We start from the raw sequence: 17,401 nt of genomic DNA, 5'->3' as shown, positions 1-17,401 counted from the left end.
ATCCCAACCTACAGGCTCCGTCATGAGTGAGTTCGACGATCGCATCAAAGAGCTGAAGGCGCGCGCTCAGAAGAGCCTCGGCATAGAGGCGTCGGCCGCGACGAAAAGGCGCATCGAAGATCGCCTGCATCTCGTCGCTCAAGAGCTGGTGCTGGAATGGGTTGTCGGCGACCGCCGGTTCGAGAACCAGAGCCAGCAGACCGAGCACTGGTTGGCACGGCTCTACGAAGAAGTGTTTTCTGATGAGCAACCCGAAGCCAATCGCATTTATGCCCGGTTCGGGATGCCGCTGCCACGCTCCCAGTATGTGGCACGGCTCCTCCTGGCGCGTCGAAGCGCCCAATGGCGCGCCGCGGCCCGCGCGGAGGCTCAGACGACCTTGGAGAATGTCGAGGCGAAGTCGCTCGAGGCTCGCAAGTCGAAATCCGCGTCATCGCAGCGCTTCGAGCTGAGCATCTCGCCCGGTGGCTATGACCAACTCGTCGTCCTCTACGATTTCATGGCCAGCGCGCTCAGCGGTCCAAACCGGCCAGCGCCGCCAAAGCGCCTACCTTCATCCCCCTCGTTGATCTGGTTCTCGATCACTGCCGAGGCGGTGCTCGCTCTTCTTGAACTCATGCGCAAGGAAACGAAATGACCCCGGCAAATCCGCTTACGATAGTTGGATTGTTGCTGACGCTGGCGAGTCTGCTCGGGAGCTTTTTCTACCTGCAACTGAGTCAGTGGCTCAGGGACGTTATGGCACTTCGGCAGAAGACCGAGCTGAACTCAGCACAGGGCGATGAGCCGCAAAAGCGCGCAATCGTCGAGTGCCGTGTCGAGCTCCGGAGACTGTCGACTTGGCACAGCTACATCATCAACCTAGTGGTGATCGGCTTCGTGTCGTTCATCATGGTGCTCGGCATCCGGATGGTTGATGCCGCCAAGACCGACCCGCTATATGCACCGGTCCATCAGGCGATGACGGTCTTTTTCGCCATCTTTCTGCTGCTGTCCTTGGGACTGCTGCTCCTGGGTGGGTACCACGCTGGCTGCATTGCACGAAAGCTGAATGCCTGATTGCACCCGATGGTGCCAGTCTCTGGGGCGGTGCCCGAGTCAGACGCACGAAGTGCAGTCGTCGATTACCCACGCGCAGTCGCCTGCAGAGGAACTGTAGACGCACAGAGTTCCAAATAGGCTTGCAATGCTCGCTTGCAACGACCGACTGTTCTCGTCATTAGACAGTATGATTCCTATCGCGAGGCACTCGCGTAACACTTTATCGAACATGGAGTTGTCGATACCAACAAAGACGATCCGTCCAAAGTTCTTCTAAAGGGACGAAGCATATGTGGCGCTCGCAACAAGGTCGAGATGATGCGACGCGCGCTCGCAATGGGGACGCTGGCGGAGGCTGCTTTCAAATCGGGTTGCGTAGCTCGACTGAGCGCGATCGAAAATTTTGTAAAAGGGATATGTGAAAAATAAAGCGGATTACGTGAATCAGATGTCGTTTTGATCATCAATGGGCTGCAATCATCGGGCAGGTCGCATTGGTTGCGACCGGTGATCATTCTTCGCGGCAGAATTAAGGCCTCCATCTAGGCCAGCGGACGTACAACTATCTGGTATGCTTTTATTCCAAAGATTGCGAATTTACCCTGTAGCATTGGTAACCTCTTTGCAATTGTCGCGATCCGAATGAAGCTTATAAAAAGAACTAAGGTCCTGCGCCATCAGCGGTGAAGTCGGTCCACACCGACATAAATCAAGGGGGTCACTTGGATGCATTGAAGACGGTCACAGCACTTGCGCAGGAGTGTATCGCCCGCGCGCCCGTCATCCTAATCGGAAGCGGAGCATCAGCCGCGCACGGAATTCCGGGAATGTGGCCGCTAGCTGAACATCTCAAGGCCTCGACTATTGCAGCAACCTCGAGTAATGCAGATACCGAAAGCTGGATTGCATTCTGCGAATCACTCAAAACGAAGGATCTGGAAACGGCACTTACGGAAGTCGCATTGACCCCACCGATGACGAGACATGTCATTGCAGCGACGTGGGACTATCTAAACCCGTACGACCTCGCTGTTTTCGATCAACTTGTGAGTAATCGCAGACTCTTGCCGCTCACGCGTCTGTTCGAGCATCTATTCAGGAGCACGCGTGTAGACCTCCAGGTTGTGACACCGAACTACGATCGTCTTGCGGAGTACGCAGCCGAGGCTGGAGGGTACACCGCATACACGGGATTTACGTTCGCCGCTCTTGCTTCGCGCTCTGGGAATCCGGCGCCGAAAGTGACATACGGAAAGTCGCTGGCGCGCACGGTGTCCGTGTGGAAGGTACATGGCTCATTCGGCTGGTTCAGCGATGCTGACGGTGTTGTAGTGGCGCTGCCCCCGAGGCAAACCCGTCCCGCAGCTATGGAGCCAGTGATTATCACGCCGGGCATTGAAAAATATCGTCGGACCTACGACGAACCTTTCCGGTCAACTATGACGCAAGCGGATGACGCAGTGCGCTCTGCCGGGGCATATTTTTGCGCGGGATATGGATTCAACGACCAGCACCTTCAATCGTTACTAGTGGAGCGCTGTCATACCAAAGGCGTGCCGCTCGTTCTGATCACAAGAACGATTAGCGACAAGGCGCACGAGTTTTTCCAGTCAGGAAAGTGCCCGCGCTTCATGGCACTGGAGCAGTCCGGAATCGCCACGCGGATGTTCTGCAGCGAAGCCCCTGCGGGGGTTGAAATTCCCGATTCGGAATATTGGCAACTTTCCGAGTTCCTCAAACTGATCATGTGAGTGGGTGTATGAGTATATTTTCGTACGAGGACGGCGAAGCATTGGGGCATGTTCGATCGGTGGACACAGCAATGGTGGTCGTTTCGGTTGATGATGTCGAGCGCTTGCGCAAACTGCAAGTAAATCGACTTGCAGTTTTGCAAAGTAGCCGCCCCGGCCAACATCTCATCGGAATCATTCAAAAAATTACACGGACGGCTATCGATGGGGGCGCAGCGGTTGGTGAAGATAAAGAAAGCGAAGAGGCCATCTCCGAGCTGAATGTCGTGCGCATTGCACTCATCGGCACGCTTGTCGATAAACTCGGGCTAAAACAAAACGTTTTTCTGCGCACGCTAGAAACTGTTCCCGAAATCGACGCGAACTGCTTCGCACTCGAAGGCGAGCGTCTCACGGCGTTCATGCGCGTAATTGCCAACATCGGCTCGGACGCGCAAAAGCTATCGTTGGGCCACTATACGCTGGATGAGAATGCCGAAGCCTATCTAAATGGCAACAAGTTTTTTCAGCGGCACGCGGTTATTGTCGGTAGCACTGGATCAGGAAAATCGTGGACAACTGCTCGGATCCTTGAACAGGTTGCAGAGCTCAGCAACGCTAACGCTATCGTTTTCGATGTTCATGGCGAATACTCTCCGCTCCAAGGGGACGGTTTCCGCCATTACCGGATCGCCGGTCCCGCAGACCTCGATGCCGACGCAACACTGAAGGAAGGAGTGTTGTTCCTTCCATACTGGCTATTGAGCTATGACGCGATGACGTCAATGTTCGTCGACCGCAGCGACCAAAACGCACCGAACCAGACGATGGTTATGTCGCGAGCGGTCGTTGACGCCAAGAAAAAATATCTTATAGACGGCGGTCACACGGACGTGCTGGCGAACTTCACCATTGACAGCCCCATCCCGTTCAACCTCGATGACGTCATCGCGGAAATGTCTCGCCTCAACGCGGAAATGGTGCCGGGCGCAAAGACGGAAAAGCAAGGCGACTTTCACGGTAAGCTCAGCCGCTTGATTCAGCGGTTGGAAAACAAGCGAACTGACCGACGCCTTGGCTTCCTCTTTCAGGGAGCCGCAGAGACAATGAACTTCGGTTGGCTTGAGTCACTTGTAGTAGCGCTCCTTGCCGGCAGAAAGGACCAAGAAGACAAAAAAGGCGGAGTCAAGATCATCGACTTCTCCGAGGTGCCGTCGGATGTGCTACCGCTCATTGTTAGTCTAGTAGCTAAGCTTGCTTTCTCTGTGCAGCAATGGACGCAGTCGGATCATCGTCACCCATTGGCAATTTTTTGTGATGAGGCTCATCTATATATTCCTGAGCGACATCAGGCGGGGGGCGCTGGTGATATTTCGGTGGAAATCTTTGAGCGGATTGCTAAGGAGGGCCGAAAATATGGCGTGGGACTGGTGGTCATTAGTCAACGGCCTTCGGAAGTCAATCGCACTGTGTTGAGCCAATGCAACAATCTTGTTGCAATGCGCCTCACCAACGGTGACGATCAGTCGGTGGTGAGGCGCCTGCTGCCCGATTCGCTCGGTGGCTTTGGCGATCTGTTGCCAGTTCTCGATACAGGCGAAGCCTTAGTCGTCGGCGACGCAAGCCTGTTGCCTACTCGGATCCGCGTTTCAGAACCTACGCAGCGCCCTAACAGTGGAACTGTTGAATTTTGGGAGCGCTGGGCAAAGGACGCCGAGATCGGTGGCCTAGCGGGAGCAGTGGATGGATGGCGCAAGCAGACAATGCAGGACGACCCGCTGGCCGGTCTTTAACGAAGATGGCAGACGCGCAGTTGCGACCTGAGCTGACGGCTGAAAGGTTACTTGCGAGTAGCTGCGAGCTTGCCTCTCAGTGCCACCGTCAGCCAATGCCGCATCGCATACGAACCTCGCTTGAGCGTTGGCCGTCACGGGCACCCGCTTAAGTGTCTGCGACGCCGTGTGAACGAGAGAGCGAATGTGGCCGGTCTGTGCGCGTCCGGAATTGTCGGCTCGCGACCCAAAGCGGAGGTCGACGCTGACGAAGTCGCAGCCAGACTGCGGACGTTTAACCAGTGCATGCCGGGCTTCGGGGTTCCTGGATTTCAGTCCCGAAGTCACCTTCTTGCCCGTCGCTGCACCTCGAGATATTTCGGTAGTGCTTGTCAAGCGCGTCTGCAGAGGGAGCGTCTGAAAAGCTGTCGGGTACGACCGCTAACGACTTGCCATCGTACTTCCCGTAGTCAGTTATTCGGAGTTGTCGAGCGACATGGATGATAGATCGCGAGTCGACGGACAGCAGAAAGAGGTCAAACAGCGTATGAATGTCTGCTCTGAGTAACAGCCCCGCGCTTAGCACCGGAAGCTGATTGATATAATTTGAGATAATCTTATTTGTAGTATTTTCGTTTTTGTAGTGGCTAAGTTGTAATGTCCGCTTTTAGCCAAGTTGAAATGTCCGCTTTCCTGCAGCGTAAGCTGACCGGTCGCCGATGCCCCGGCGCCGGAGACTGCGATGGCTGCGACGGACAAGATCACCATGAGCATGCGCGAATTGGACCGGTTTAAGGTAATTCAGGGCGTAGCTGACGGGCTGGTAAAGCCGTGGCGTGCCGCTGAGCGACTTGGGCTCACCACCAGGCAGATTCGGCGGCTGGTGGTACGGTTGCGCGAGCATGGACCGGCTGGTCTTGTATCGGGACATCGGGAGAAGTCGAGCAACAACCGGCTTGATGCAACGATAGCGGATCGTGCTGTGGCCATTATCCGCGAGCGCTACGCTGATTTTGGTCCGACCTTGGCCTGCGAGAAACTTGGTGAATGCCACGGCATCCGGTTAGCGAAGGAAACCGTGCGGCACCTGATGACCGAAGCCGACCTATGGATTCCACGCAAACAGCGCCCGCCGAAGATTCACCAGCCACGCGCGCGACGTGCGTGTTTCGGTGAGTTGGTGCAGATTGACGGCAGTGACCATCGCTGGTTTGAGGACCGGGCGCTGGCCTGTACGCTGCTGGTGTACGTCGATGACGCCACCAGTCGGCTGACGGCGCTGCACTTCACGGCCACCGAATCGACCTTCAGCTACTTCGAGGTGACGCGCGCGTATTTGAAGCACTTCGGCAAACCGGTCGCTCTGTACAGCGACCGCGCGAGCGTGTTCCGCGGCACGCGTGCGGCAACCACAGGCAACGGCGTCACGCAGTTTGGCCGCGCGATGTACGAGCTCAACATCGACACGTTCTGCGCCAACAGCAGTCCGGCCAAAGGCCGCGTCGAGCGTGCACACCTGACGCTGCAGGACCGGCTCGTCAAGGAGTTGCGGCTGCGTGGCATTAGCACGGTCGCCGCTGCAAATGCGTACGCGCCTGCATTCATGGCCAGCTATAACGCGCGCTTCGCGAAGCCACCGCGCAGCAACTTCGATGCACATCGGCCGCTGCGCGATGACGAGGATCTCGACGCGATCCTGACGTGGCGGGTGATGCGCAAGGTGTCGCGCTCGCTGACCCTGCTCAACGATCGCGTGATCTACCTGCTGGAAGATACCGTAGCCAACCGTAAGCTGATTGGTCGTTATATCGACGTGTGGGAGTATCCCGATGGACGCATCGAGATCCGGGCCGCTGGCGTAGCGCTAAGCTATGTGCCCTACGACAAGCTCGCGGAGATTGATCAAGGTGCCGTGATCGAGCACAAGCGCCTCGGTCATGTGCTGCAGGTCGCGCAAGCCCTGCAGGCGCAGCGCGACAACCGTCGGATCTCCGGCTCACCATCACGCACGAACCGCGGTGCACCTGTACGCAAACCCAAACCCTCACCGGGCACGAAGAAACAGCGCGCGTTCACCCAAGCTGACCTCGATCAGGCAATCATGCAGGTAGCACAGCAAGATCTGCAGGCAAAGAAACCGCAGCGCAAACCTCGCCAGCGATTTGCTGGAGTCAGTTGAATAGACTGACACCCAGTGCCGGTTCAAGGCTGCCCTTCAACACTGCACTGCATCTGAAACCATGGAAGACAAACGGTCAAAGCCAACGGCAAAAGCGGACATTTCAACTTGGCCCAGAGGCGGACATTTGAATCTGGCCTCGACATCGTTCGTGGTACGAAATATCTGGACGTACTTAAGAAATGTTAAGTTATCGTCACCCAAAGGTATGGTGCCACGCGCTTGCAGTGCATTCTATGCATGTCTATCGGCTGACCCTATTTCAGCGTGGGTGGCGCGGTTGACTGCCCGACGAAGCGGGCACATGCATCGAGTTCGCGCGTAAACATGGAATGTGATCTCAGACTTTCGCATGCGTCATTGCAGCACAATTGCATGTCGCGGCAGACTGATGGTGAAGACACACCCCGTGTCCGGGATGTCGCGTACGCTGAGGACCCCGTCACTTGCTTCTACGCTGCGGCGGGCAATTGAAAGTCCCAATCCCAACCCGGTTCTGTCAACGCCGTTTTGCCTGAATGGCTCGAACATGCTTTCCACATCCGCTGCCGACAACCCACCGCAGTGGTCCTTTACATCGATCAGAATCCGGCCGGCGGAGGCATATGCGTCAAGAGTGACTTCGGTGTGAAGGTGGGTAAACTTAAAAGCGTTCTGCAGTAAATTGCCCAGCGCCGAAAACAGCAGATCTCGGTTCGCGCAAACGGCAAGCTCCGCATCGACGTGAGATACCGTAAACAGACACCCGTGAGCGCGGGCCGCAAGGTCCGCCGCCTGTTTGATCTCGCCAATGAAATCAGCAAGTGAGAACATTTGCGGCGGCGGCCCTTCGGTTGTCAGCCGAACCTCAGCCAAAGAATGATCTATCAGGTCCCACAGCCCGGTCAGGCTGCGCTCAAGCACTGATCCCGTCGCGCCCGAAAGGTTAAGATTTCCGGCTTTGGCTGCGGTGAATGCGAGCGTTGCAGTCTGGAGGAAATTGCGCAGTTCGTGGGCCAAAAATCCCAGGCGTTCATTCATCTCCTCAACGTGTTTGTCTGTCGAAGCTGATTCGCGCTGGTAACTGAATTCTGTCACCGCATCGGCAATCGCATTATCCAGGCAGCGGTTGAGCGTTCGAAACTCGTCTATCTCAAACGGCGCATCACGCTCGTGGGCGAGGTCTGTAATCGCCTGACACAGATCTCCATAGTCGTGGACCACCTGGTCGACGGAAAATCCGAGCTCCAACAGCTTTCGTCCGTGCAGGGCGGCTGACGTCCCAATCTCGGAGAATGACAATTCGCCATTGGCCGGTCCCGAAATCTTACGGCTGTCCATAGGCTTGGCGGTTTGTTCGACGCGAAGTGTCTGGATCAGCTGATCCAGAAAAAGCGGTACGCCGTTCTGCAATTGCTGGACTGTTGCCGCTCGAGCGGGCCGCCGTGCGACTTTTGCCCGACATCGGTCGATGAGAGCGTCGCGATTGTTTGAAAGGAAATCGTGCATCATGATGAAAATACCTCGTTTTATCGGCTGTTTTAAATGCCGTCAGCAACTCCAGCCAGAAGGTTTTTGCTCGCGACGCTGGACTTCGCCAAGATGACCATTGACCCAATGTACACCTCTGGGTCGGGTAAGGCATTTAGTACCTTGCTACGAACACGCGCGCTGCAGGCGAGATTGTCCGGGCGTTGAGCCGATAAAGCCAAGCGTTGAAGGTCCAAGCGCGCCATTTTCAGCTGCTGCCGTTGCGTCCCGTCAGTGGCTAACCGATAGCGACTGGCCGAAGGCCGGCGTTGCGGCACCCTGCGAGGGTCGGCGGTTTCCCCCGGCGAGAATTCGGAATGCAATCTGCAGATCTGCATGAGGGCGTCGATGCGACCTTTCCCATCATCAACAGCGAGATCAAATATAGAGCGGACGTGACCGAAGGACTACGATCAGAGACCGGAGGTTGAATCCTACCGTCCGAGATTCAGCAAGCGATCATGAACCTGCTCGTCAATGCGGCGCACGCGATCGGAAAGGGGCGAGGTAAGATCACTGTTCGTACGCGCGTGGAGCAAGAGATCGTGACGATCGAAATTTGGAACATCAGATGCCGAAACAACGGCTGGGAAGGGGAGGACTTTCCTGCTCACCCCACAGATCTGGCAGCACCGCGTAGAGAAAGCAAGCGGGCTGCCCCTATGACTTTATCGGCGCGTCGGTGGCAACGCTATAGGCTCGCGCAGACACATGTGTTTCAGAGCGCGTTGCCGTCGTTCGTTGTCGGGGCACTGTTTTTGGACGCGAACGGCGTCAAAGACTCCGGACAAAAGTTTTACTTATTCACCCTCGGCACGTCTCCCATATCAAAATCGGCAGGAGCCGTTGCGACTCGTAGTGCGTGTGTCGTAAGCAGCCGATACAACGTGACGCGAGAGATTCCGAGTTCCTTCGCTGCATCGCCAAGACGGCCCCGATGGCGCAGCAACGCTAGCTCAATAGCTTGCCGTTCTCCTGCCTCGCGCGCACGAGCCAATGATATCGGCGGGCCCTCCGCATGCTCCCCGAGCTCGAGATCCGCCGCGCGAATCTGGCGTCCGTTGGACATCACGATCGCCCGCCGCACACGGTTGATCAGCTCGCGCACGTTGCCCGGCCAGGCGTAGGTGTTGATTGCGGTGATTGCATCAGGCGCAAATCCTCGCACTCGCTGACAGGCGTCCTTCCTGAAACGCTCGAGCATGTGGTTTGCAAGCAACTCGATATCTTTACCGCTCATGCGCAGCGGCGGTTCCTCGATCTGCAGGACACACAAGCGGTGAAACAGATCGGCCCGAAAACGACCGTCGTTCATAGCCGTTTGCATCTTCACATGCGTCGCGGAGATGATGCGCACATCCACGGGAGTGGCAGCGTGGCCTCCGAGCCGTTCAACCGTGCGCTCTTGCAGGAACCGCAACAGGCTGGCCTGGCTCTCGAGAGGGAGGTCTCCGATCTCATCGAGAAAAAGGGTTCCACCGTTTGCCGCCTCTACTCGGCCGATCTTGCGCTGGTTAGCACCTGTGAATGCACCGCGTTCGTAACCAAATAATTCCGATTGAAGAAGGTGAGGGGGAATAGCGCCACAGTTGACTGCGGTGAACGGCCGGTCGCGCCGCATCGACCGTGCATGAATTGCTACCGCCGTTAGTTCTTTGCCAGTTCCGGACTCCCCAGAGATAAACACAGGCGCATCGGTCATCGCAATCTTGCGGATCGAATTGAACAGTCCAAGCATCCCGTCGCACGCTCCGATCATGTGATCCTCGGAGTGCGCGTTGGGCTGATCGTTCCAGGCACGTTCGTGCAAAGAGGCCATACCGTAGGCATGACCGATGGCGTCGATGATTCGATTGTTCGATCTAGGCAATGTGACGTAGGTGAAGAAATAGTCGCGAATCAGCTGTAGCACGTCTGCGTCTTCAATTTGAGTCGGATGGCATATCGCCACCCATCCGACTCGTGAATGCGATAGCAACCCGCGAAGCACTGGAAGATCCAGCGGACGCGGAAACGTTGAGAAGTCGAACAGCCCCGCCGACGCACTGTTGAATTGACGCGCACACCCGAAGTCGTTGGCCGGTCCAATAGTTTCAACCCGCCATGCTCGATCCCCCAGGATCGTTCGCAGAGATGCCGCCATTTCCTCGCCCACGTAATAGAGTGTTCTACCATCCTCGTTCATTGTCGTCTCTCATGGTTTTTGTACGAAGTGGTCTGGCGCCAGGACCAGGTAGAAACGGACAACTTCTTTGCAAACTTAGCAAAAAGGTGCTTACAGGACCCAGTCGGGCCTTGTAAAAATGGGAACTGCTACAAATACTGATTGGCTCGATCCGCATTCCACGCGTATGCCCTACGAGGTGTGCGCAGCCCGCGACCAGGCGTTCCGATTCCCAGTTCCTCAAAGGTCCGTACCGCGCCACTGATAAGTGTTAGCGGGAGAGAACGCTTCAAGTACTCGGACACGGGCCGTCGTATAGGGGGAGGCTAATCGTAAAGGCGCAACCTTTTCCGGGCATGTCGCGAGCGGTGAGGCTTCCGCCATTCAACTCAACGTTTCTCCGCGCAGTGGCAAGGCCCAGGCCAAGGCCTGCCCTGTCGCTGGCGCGCTGCACAAAGGGTAAAAATATTGCTTCAGTATCGCCTTTTGAAAGACCGCCACAGTGATCAATGACGTCAATCAAGATGCGGCCCGCCTCTGTATGTACATTCAAACAGACTGCAGTGTGCGCGCGGGTGAATTTGAAGGCGTTTTGCACCAAACTTCCGAGCGCTGCATACAGCATGTCTCGATCGCCCTTTGCATTGAGCGTTGGACTGACGGCCGTAACAAGAAGCGAGCATCCTCGTACCTGCGCAGCCAACTCGGCTGCGAATTTGATCTCTTCGATGAGCTCGGAAACGGGAAACACTTCCCCGATCGGAAAGCCTTCGGCAGTCGAGCGTGTATCGGCTAGAGCGCGATCGATCAAATCGCGAAGCTCAAATAAGCCGTGCTCCAGTACCGAGCCGGTTGCGCCCTTAAGACTGAGATTACTGCCCTTCGCGGTTGCAAACGCAAGCATTGCGGTCCCGAGGCGGCTTCGAAGATCCTGCGCCAGGTCTTCGATCTTTTCGGTCACTTCGAGCGCGGCCTGATGCGCCGAGATTGAATCATGCTGAGTTGTGTACGCCACAACAGCACTGGCTATCGCACCATCGAGGCAGCGGATAAGCGTTCTGAAGTCATTGATCCCAAATTGCGCATTGCGCTCATATGCAAGCTCCGTTATTGCCTGACACAAGTCGCAATAATCGTGTACCACCTGATCAACCGGAAAGCCGAGAAGCGATAGGCCCCGTCCGTGGATTACAGCGGTTCCCTCCAAGTCGGTTGACGGCGGTTCGCTTGCCGACGATCCGGAATTTTCGCAGCAGGGCAAAGGGTCACTTATCTGTTCGATTTTAAGTGTCGCAATCAATTGATCCAGAAATATTGGAACGCCGCTTTGTAACTGTTCGTTGGCAATCGCGGCACCGAGTCGTAGTCGCCTCGAGGATTTTTCTCTGCAACGCTCAAGCAGTGCCTTGCGATTATTCAATAGGAATTGGTGCATCAGCTGAGCCCCTCGAGCGGAGTGAAGCGGCACTATGTGCGGAATGATTCGTCAGACGGGTCCATCCCGGCCCTAAAGACCCTTCGCGTTCGGGTAATTAACGTTGGTCGGAACTAGAGCGGGCTCACCTGCCCAATTCTCATCGAGACCGAAAACTATATCGAATAGATCGGTTCTCTCTCCTCGCATAGTTAAACTTATACGACCGAGGTAGCCGGCCCGAAGCATCGTAGGTTACCCGCGAAAGTACCGCCGCGGATAACTATTTAACACTTGAGAAACCGCGCAAGTCCAGACGTGAAATACAGTTTCACCGTTGAGAGATTGCAGGCAGTCATAGCACCATTCGGTCCGCCGATACCGATGCAAAAAGCGTGAGCGAAACGACCTTTGCGCTCGGCAGATTTTGATAGAAGGAGTGCCCGTGCTAGCTTAGCGGCTTCAATACTGCATGCTTCCCACCTTTAAAATGTCTACTGCGATGCAGCACGCAATGTTGCCTCGGCCAACCGATGCCCAGGACAGGTCTCCGCTCTTTAAAATCGCCTTTTTGGGTTCGTCTCGCTGAAATGTACCTATCGAAAGCCCATAGTGATAACTGCCGGCAAAATCGAATTTTCAAGTCTGATTGGTCGCTTTTGCGAATATCCTCACTGCAGTGCACCACAACAGCACTCTATACTGAAATCTTTACGTTGAACTTTGATATGAAGGAGCCTTGAATCCAACCAGGAAGTGTCCATGCGCGGTAGCCGCATTTCGCCGGATATGTCCGATGATTGGACCGACTTTCTTATCGAGCACAGGACTTCAGTCTAAAGAAAACGAAAGCTGTACATTCAAGCTAATGAGCGAGATACTCTAATAAAAAAAGTAAGCATCGAAGTTTTATCACAGCGGACAAACGTCAGAAGCGCGTACGGCAACACCGGTGAAGGTCTGCACAAGGTCGGGAAAACGACGAACAAAGACGACAAGATAAAACGGGTGTTTACTTTACTCGGTACGGTCGTGTTGCGCGGGCATATGGGCATATATTGCTCATCGGCCACGGCGGTCGTCGGAATTAATTTTCTCTAGCGCGATTCCTGAGCTGGGTACTGGTTTGAAGTCAATCGGAGCAAGCATGATCGAGCTCGACGGTCCGCAAGATGGTTTCGCGCGTGAAGAGTATTCGCCAAATGCGAAACAGCTCTCGACTTCTTTGAAGGCTGTGATCACAACGGACCTTCGTGGCACCATCGCTCACTTGAATGCCCACGCCGAGTTGTTGACTGGATGGAGTCAAGCCGAAGCTTTCGGGCAGCGACTCGACACCGTATTCGACATTTCCGAGCTAACGTTTAGCTCCTTCTTTGCGGATCCCGGTGGACCCGGAGATAGCGTCGCATTAGAATTTTCTGATACATTCCTCACGGCAAAAGACCGTACGGGAAGGTCCGTTGAAGGAAGTGCAGTGAGGATCGGAACAGATAGAGAATTATCGGCTGTCCTCATCATATTCCGGGACGCCACCGAACATAGTATGCGGGAAGAGCAAATCAGGTCTGAGTTGAGCTTTGCTCAAGGCATTATCGGGTCGATACTTGATCCATTTCTCATCATCGATAAAGCGCTAACGGTCAAAACAGCGAATCACGCGTTTTATCAGACCTTCAGAGCCTCATCGGCGGAAACAGAAGGTCTGAAACTTGGTGCCCTCGGTACGGGACAGTGGGCGAAACGCGACGTGGACAGAATGTTGAACGCGATGATTAGCGGTCAAGCAACCGGCGGCAGCTGCTATGTCGAAGAACACTTTGCGTTCTTGGGAAAACGCGTGATGTTTCTGAGGGCGACTTGGCTGGAGCCGTTACCGTTAGATACGCCATCGAACCTGATTCTATTGACGATCGAGGATGTAACCGAGAGCCACTATGCTGAACGCGCACTGCGAAGTTCTGAATTACGGTATCGACGCTTATTCGAGAGCGCAAAGGATGGCATCCTCATCCTTGATGCAGAGACGCTAGTAATCGTCGATGCTAATCGATTTATTGCAAATTTGCTCGGGTATTCGCACGGTGAGCTGATGGGAAGAGAGCTATGGGAAATCGGCTTCTTTGACGATAAATCGAAGTGCCAGGCTGCTTACTCAGAGTTACAGCATTTCGGCTATGTCCGCTACGATTGTCTACCGTTGGAAACCAAAACAGGGGAGCGCGCGGACGTCGAGTTTATCAGCAACGTATATTTGGTCGCTGGCCAGGCAATCGCCCAGTGCAACATCCGCGACATTAGCGAGCGTGTTCGTATGGAACAGGCGCTTAAGGAACAAACGACGGCGCTTACTGAACTTCACCGGCGGAAAGACGAGTTTCTTGCGATGCTCAGTCATGAGCTTCGTAACCCGCTAGCCCCAATCACGAACGCCGTTCGACTGTTACGGCTGCAGGACAGTCAAGATGCAACGATGAACCGCGCGTGCGTTATCATCGAGCGGCAACTAGTCCAGATGACTCGATTGGTCGACGATCTGGTCGAAGTTTCGCGTATTACTTCCGGGAGAGTACAGCTGCGATCCGAGCTCGTCACTATTCAGGAAATTATCGAACACGCTCTGGAAACGACGCGACCGTTGCTTAATCAGCGCAAGCATGAACTGAGTATATCGCTCGGCAACTTTCCAATTTGGCTGCACGGCGACTCTTCCCGGCTAGAACAGGCAGTTGTAAATCTTCTCGCCAATGCTGCGAAATATACAGATGAGGGCGGTCGCATCGGAATATCGGCAGAGTTGGAGGAAAACACGTGCGTGTTGCGAGTCAGCGACACAGGGGTAGGAATTGCCCAGGAATTACTTCCGCACATATTTGAGTTGTTCACACAGGCAGAGCGATCGCTCGACCGCTCCCGGGGAGGGCTGGGCATCGGATTGGCCTTGGTCAAGCGCATAGTGGAGTTGCACGGAGGGACGATAAATGTTCACAGCGTTCTCGACCGAGGAACAGAGTTTGTGGTACGACTTCCAGCTTCCACTCATGCAGCAGTGCTTTCGCCGACAGTACCTGATCCACCCAGGTCGCACGTATTGGGTTCGTTGCGGGTTTTGGTCGTCGACGACAATGTGGACACAGCCGAAAGTATGACGATGCTCGTGGAGATGCTGGGCCATACCGTGAAAACTGAACACGACGGAAGCAGCGCGCTGCAGACCGCTTTCGATTTTCGTCCCGACGTGGTACTTCTTGATATCGGGCTGCCGGGGCTCAATGGCTACGAGGTAGCGTCCCGCATAAGGCAGCAGCCGAGTCTGAACAACACGGTGATTGTAGCTATCACGGGATACGGCCATGAGTCGGACAGGCAACTCGCGATACAAGCCGGTATTGACCACCACTTGGTGAAGCCGGTCGACTTTGATCGAGTCCGACGCATATTGCTAACGGCGTCCGAAGATCGATTGCCGACGATGACTGACTAGCGCGAACACGGGAAACCCCGGAAGACGCGCATGGATGCTTGGCTCGCCTGCGGAGACAGCCGGCGCATCCTGCCGGCAGACTTGGCGCATCTGAGAGGACTTACTTGACTGTATGACTACTCATAACGCGCAAACAAAAGATGTCCTCCAAAACTGTACGCATATGTGCGTGGGGAAGTGAGCTCCTCTGCACCCCGACTCGATCAGTTGCTTAGCCGGAACGGTGTGGCGAGCGATGAACGCGCAATCGTGATCGGCGGTGACACTGGTGGATTTGCTAAGGCCGTCAAGGGAAGTCAACTGGCTCGTAGTCGGATCCTTCTGGTTTCGCCTCGCAACCAAGTTTCAGGCGATAACGGCGTTCACTGTTCGGCAGTAAGAGGATCGACTCGATGGAACGAGAGCCGATGGAATTGAATTGGTTCTGTCGCGATAAGGAAATCCGGACGGAACGAGGCGATATAAATAGGACGACTTACGTTGCTAGAAAATAGAACTGTTCGGCAACTGAGCGCTTCGGTACAGCGCCATCGGTCATCTGGCCTTTCGTGATCATGTGCATGACCTCGATTCCACCCAGTAGGATCCGGGCGCAGCGAAATGTCTTGAATCCCAGCATGGGTCGGGTACGGCGCTTGATCGCACGATGGTCTTGTTCCACGATATTGTTAAGATACTTGACCTGGCGGATCTTGATGGGCGTCTCACGCTCGGCGTTCACGGCGTGCAACCCGGCCAGATTGGCACCGCTTTTGTCGATAGTTACGGTGTGGGGTGCGCCATTCTGATCGATGGCCTTCTCGAAATACCGTCGGGCCGCCTCCTTGTCCCGCCTGGCTCGCAGCAAGAAGTCAACCGTGTTGCCGCCCTTGTCGACGGCGCGGTACAGATATTTCCATTGCCCCTTGACTTTGACGTAGGTCTCATCGACACGCCAGCTCTTGCCGACCGGGCGCTTGCAGCGGCGGAACGCCTTTTCAAGCACAGGCAGAAGCTTAATGGCCCACCGGTGCACGGTCGAATGATCGACCGCGATCCCGCGTTCGGCCATCATCTCTTCAAGATTCCGCAAGCTCAGCGGGTATGCCACGTACCAACGCACGCACACCAACATTATCTCGAGCGGATAGTGCAATCGCTTCAGCACTTTTGCTACCGCCGGACTCAGCGCTTTCATTGTCGTTCACATCATTCTGTAAGGTCCCGCAGCATACCAGCCGCCACTATTGCAACAGAACCGTTCATACAGCTTTGACTCGGCTAGTGTTAACTCAAACCAGATAGACGTTGCGGCAACTGATATCCGGAGTTGTCGAAATACGAAGTTATTAGGAATGCTATGAGCACCAACGACATACCATCTTTCCTCACCTTCAATCCGGATTCCAGGCTATGCCTGGCATACAGCACGCTATCGACACGCGCGTGAAGATTGCGGAGTTGAACGCGAGAACCTGGCGAGAAGTTGTCGATCGGTGGGAACTCGATGCCGCAGCTCTGCGAGGTGGAAAGTTCGACCTTGAGGAAATTTGGAGACTGCAGCGGTGTTTCGTAAAGCAAAACCTCTTGTATGGCCAACACTTGCAAGACATTGTTACGCAAGCAGGTCATGCCACGGGGCAGCCTGGTGTGCCTGAGGTCAAAGAGAACCAGGAAGGAGCGAGGCAAGCAGCCGGCAGCGTCGGATGTGCGGTGCCGGGATTGGAGGGTGTCGGGAGTCCGCTGAAAACTCTGTACGCGTCGATCCACGACTCCACTAGCCGGATGCTTGACGCATCCAAGGGTTCACACCAAACGACGATCTGACCTGAGCTTTCGTGAGAGCAAGGAAAAAAACAGTCGGATCAAGCTGGGAATTCCGATTGCCGATAAATGCCCGGTGCTCGCCCACTTTGTGTGAGAGACATTTCTTATGGAAAGGTTTTTGAGTGCGCATGAGCTCTCCGCTCTGATGCTCATTAAACGGTCTCCGGAGCCTCCCCTGCTATGCATTGAGGAGATCGAAAAGCTACTCAGCCACCGATACGTGGAATTTGATCGGGCTGAAAGCGTTACGGCAAGACTATGCGTCACGATACGCGGCGACGCCACGTTGACGGCGATTGAAG

Annotated in this window: 10 protein-coding genes and 1 pseudogene; 6 read left to right on the top strand and 5 right to left on the bottom strand. The window is 55.2% G+C overall.

Annotated elements, in window-relative coordinates:
* The first annotated feature begins 22 nt into the window (after nt 1-22).
* The 4 genes from ACSQ83_RS15960 to ACSQ83_RS15945 all read left to right on the top strand — a co-directional run bounded on the left by ACSQ83_RS15960 (nt 23) and on the right by ACSQ83_RS15945 (nt 4,564).
* Entirely contained in the window at nt 23-637 is a 615-nt protein-coding gene (locus ACSQ83_RS15960) for a hypothetical protein (RefSeq protein WP_436228825.1), read from the top strand.
* A complete protein-coding gene (locus tag ACSQ83_RS15955) occupies nt 634-1,059 on the top strand; it encodes a hypothetical protein (RefSeq protein ID WP_436228824.1) in 426 nt (141 codons plus the stop codon). Before ACSQ83_RS15960 ends, ACSQ83_RS15955 begins: the two co-directional genes overlap by 4 nt.
* Nucleotides 1,060-1,868: 809 nt before the next feature.
* On the top strand, nt 1,869-2,792 hold the full coding sequence (locus tag ACSQ83_RS15950) for an SIR2 family protein (protein WP_436228823.1): 924 nt from the start codon (nt 1,869-1,871) through the stop codon (nt 2,790-2,792).
* Between the two features lie 8 nt (nt 2,793-2,800).
* A complete protein-coding gene (locus ACSQ83_RS15945) occupies nt 2,801-4,564 on the top strand; it encodes an ATP-binding protein (protein WP_436228822.1) in 1,764 nt (587 codons plus the stop codon).
* 274 nt (nt 4,565-4,838) lie between these two features.
* On the opposite strand, the pseudogene ACSQ83_RS15940 reads toward ACSQ83_RS15945, so the two are convergent.
* Nucleotides 4,839-5,162 (bottom strand): annotated as a pseudogene (locus ACSQ83_RS15940) (HNH endonuclease); the annotation flags it as partial.
* A gap of 123 nt (nt 5,163-5,285) precedes the next feature.
* Between ACSQ83_RS15940 and ACSQ83_RS15935 the strand changes: the two are divergent.
* Nucleotides 5,286-6,722: an ISNCY family transposase gene (locus ACSQ83_RS15935; protein ID WP_436228821.1), complete on the top strand. Its 1,437-nt coding sequence runs from the start codon at nt 5,286-5,288 to the stop codon at nt 6,720-6,722.
* Between the two features lie 357 nt (nt 6,723-7,079).
* Here ACSQ83_RS15935 and ACSQ83_RS15930 read toward each other — a convergent pair whose 3' ends face one another.
* The 3 genes from ACSQ83_RS15930 to ACSQ83_RS15920 form a co-directional block, all read right to left on the bottom strand.
* Complete coding sequence (locus tag ACSQ83_RS15930) at nt 7,080-8,213, bottom strand: sensor histidine kinase (protein WP_436228820.1); 1,134 nt, start codon at nt 8,211-8,213, stop codon at nt 7,080-7,082.
* 814 nt (nt 8,214-9,027) lie between these two features.
* Nucleotides 9,028-10,416: a sigma 54-interacting transcriptional regulator gene (locus ACSQ83_RS15925; protein WP_436228819.1), complete on the bottom strand. Its 1,389-nt coding sequence runs from the start codon at nt 10,414-10,416 to the stop codon at nt 9,028-9,030.
* A gap of 268 nt (nt 10,417-10,684) precedes the next feature.
* Complete coding sequence (locus ACSQ83_RS15920; RefSeq protein WP_436228818.1) at nt 10,685-11,830, bottom strand: sensor histidine kinase; 1,146 nt, start codon at nt 11,828-11,830, stop codon at nt 10,685-10,687.
* Between the two features lie 1,126 nt (nt 11,831-12,956).
* Between ACSQ83_RS15920 and ACSQ83_RS15915 the strand changes: the two genes are divergently transcribed.
* Nucleotides 12,957-15,293: an ATP-binding protein gene (locus ACSQ83_RS15915; RefSeq protein WP_436228817.1), complete on the top strand. Its 2,337-nt coding sequence runs from the start codon at nt 12,957-12,959 to the stop codon at nt 15,291-15,293.
* A gap of 475 nt (nt 15,294-15,768) precedes the next feature.
* Here the strand turns inward: ACSQ83_RS15915 and ACSQ83_RS15910 are convergent, their stop codons facing one another.
* The gene (locus ACSQ83_RS15910) at nt 15,769-16,470 is read right to left on the bottom strand and encodes an IS6 family transposase (protein WP_436228816.1); all 702 of its coding nucleotides are present in this window, start codon (nt 16,468-16,470) and stop codon (nt 15,769-15,771) included.
* Nucleotides 16,471-17,401 lie beyond the last annotated feature (931 nt).

The organism is Caballeronia sp. LjRoot29, from assembly GCF_964252755.1.
GTDB lineage: Bacteria > Pseudomonadota > Gammaproteobacteria > Burkholderiales > Burkholderiaceae > Caballeronia.
The sequence above is the reverse complement of the archived record's forward strand: the minus strand, read 5'-3'. Positions and strand labels throughout refer to the sequence as shown.